Origin of the sequence: Bradyrhizobium nivariense (assembly GCF_029846695.2) — a bacterium.
In the GTDB taxonomy this organism is placed as follows: domain Bacteria; phylum Pseudomonadota; class Alphaproteobacteria; order Rhizobiales; family Xanthobacteraceae; genus Bradyrhizobium.
Genome location: NZ_JARWCR020000168.1, coordinates 1 through 2,161 on the forward strand (window position 1 = coordinate 1; position 2,161 = coordinate 2,161).

2 protein-coding genes are annotated in these 2,161 nt (G+C 65.5%); both read right to left on the minus strand.

The genetic code is table 11. The features are described 5' to 3' along the window. Positions 1–138: 138 nt before the first annotated feature. A complete protein-coding gene (locus QCM77_RS45685) occupies positions 139–780 on the minus strand; it encodes a tetratricopeptide repeat protein (protein ID WP_279688640.1) in 642 nt (213 codons plus the stop codon). 134 nt (positions 781–914) lie between these two features. Further along, positions 915–1,919 (minus strand): zinc metalloprotease HtpX, encoded by a 1,005-nt coding sequence (gene htpX / locus QCM77_RS45690; protein WP_280097111.1) that lies wholly within the window; start codon positions 1,917–1,919, stop codon positions 915–917. Positions 1,920–2,161: the final 242 nt, after the last annotated feature.

Here is a 2,161-nt window from a genome sequence, read left to right on the forward strand (position 1 = left end):
CCAATGATCCAAAATCTCAGGACGAATCTTCATCCCAAGCTTGAATCATATCGAGATTCTTTGTGTCCAGAGCTAAACCTAGCGCGAATGACCCCAACCCTCTCCCCGTAAGAACGGGGAGAGGGAGAGAAACTCCATTCACCTTCTTGGCGCGGCGAGCGGGGTCGGCTCGGCGCTCGCCAGTTCGGCGAGTTTTGCGCGCGCCGCATCGCGGGTGCGGGCATCCTTGCCGGCGGGCAGCGCCAGCGCGGCCTCGAAATCGGCGCGCGCGTCGTCGGCCTGGCCGCGGGCGAGGAATGCCACGCCGCGGTCGAGGCGGGCCTGCGCATCCGAGGGATCGATACGGACCGCGGTGTTGTAGCTCAGGATCGCGCGATCGAGATCGCCGGTGGCGGCGAGCGCGAGACCGCGCTGGTGATAGGGCGCTGCGAGCCTGGGATCATGCGCGATCGCCTCGTCGTAATCCTCGATGGCAAGTTCGAGGTCGCCGTTCTGCCGGCGCGCCAGCGCCCGATCGCGATAGAGCGAGGCCCGGTTGGGATTGAGGTGGATGGCCTCGTCGAAATCGGTGATGGCCCGCCGCCAGTCGCCATGGCGCAGCGCGATCCGTCCGCGCCCCTCATAGGCGAAAGCGATCAGCGAGCCACGCAGCGGCGAGAAGCCGATCACCGCCGAGCAGATGTCGGGATCGTCCTCGTCCCCGCAATTGACGACCGTGTGCGTGGACAGGCCAATGAGCACGCCCAGGACGATCAGCAATGGTACCGCAGCTTTGGTCATCTTCGACCGCGGCAGGCAGAGCGCCGGCCACGCATCCCCTTTCGAAGGAACAGTCTCGCCAGGGTGTTAACACCGGGCGGGACCAGCCTGTGTGAGACAGGTCACAAAGCGGGCAAATTCCAGCCGCTTCCGCGTCAGCCCCAAGGACCACGTGCAGGACCACGTGCAGGACCACGTGCAGGACCACGTGCAGGGTCGCGTGCAGAACCACTTGAAGGCCCGCGCGAGGACGAGCGGCCCCACGGGCTCTGCGACGGATAGTTCTCATTGGCACCGACGGACGGCGACGCCTGCGCGCCAAGCTCGGCTGCGAGTTGCTGAAGCGCCACGATGCGATTCTGCGTCGAGGGATGGGTGGCAAAGAGATTGTCCACGCCATGGCCCGACAGCGGATTGATGATGAACATGTGCGCGGTGGCGGGATTTCGCTCCGCCTCGACGTTCGGCACCTGATGCGCAGCGCCCTCGATCTTCACCAGCGCCGATGCCAGCCACATCGGCTGACCGGCAATGCGTGCGCCGAGATTGTCCGCGGCGTATTCGCGCGTACGACTGATCGCCATCTGCACCAGCATGGCCCCGATCGGGGCAAGGATCATCATCAGGATCGAGCCGACGATGCCCGGGCCGTTGTTGTCGCGATTGCCGCCGAAGAACATGCCGAACTGCGCCAGCATGGAGATCGCACCGGCAATGGTCGCCGTGATCGTCATCAGCAGCGTGTCGTGGTGCTTGATATGGGCGAGCTCGTGCGCGATCACGCCGGCGAGTTCCTCGCGGCTGAGCTGTTGCATCAGCCCGGTGGTGACGGCAACCGCGGCATTCTCGGGATTGCGCCCGGTCGCAAAGGCGTTGGGCTGCGGCTCGTCCATCAGGAACACGCGCGGCATTGGCAAGCCAGCGCGGCCCGCAAGCTCGGCGACGAGCCCGACCAGTTCCGGCGCGCTGCTGCGGTCGACCTCATGAGCGCCGTACATGCTGAGCACCATGCGATCGGAGTTCCAGTAAGTGAAGAGATTGGTCGCCGCTGCGATGACGAGCGCAATCATGGCGCCGCTAGCACCGCCGATCAGATAGCCGACGCCCATGAACAGGGCGGTGAGGCCTGCGAGCAGCATTGCGGTACGAAGATAGTTCATGGCCGTCTCCCGGACCGGCCGTTGCCGCTGGAGGCGTTGCAGGCCGGCAAGCATGAGGTAGGGACGACCCCGCCCCCGGCGCAAGGTTTCCAGGTGCGTCGCGGGGCCGCGGCTATTGACCCAGGCTGTGTAAAAACGCGGCTCCGCATCACCTCCATGCAACGAAGGCGGCCGTCGGTGTCGCTATTGAGTTCGCTGCCCGCGCCTCACGCCCGCATGGCTGCCAGCAATGGCTCGACGCC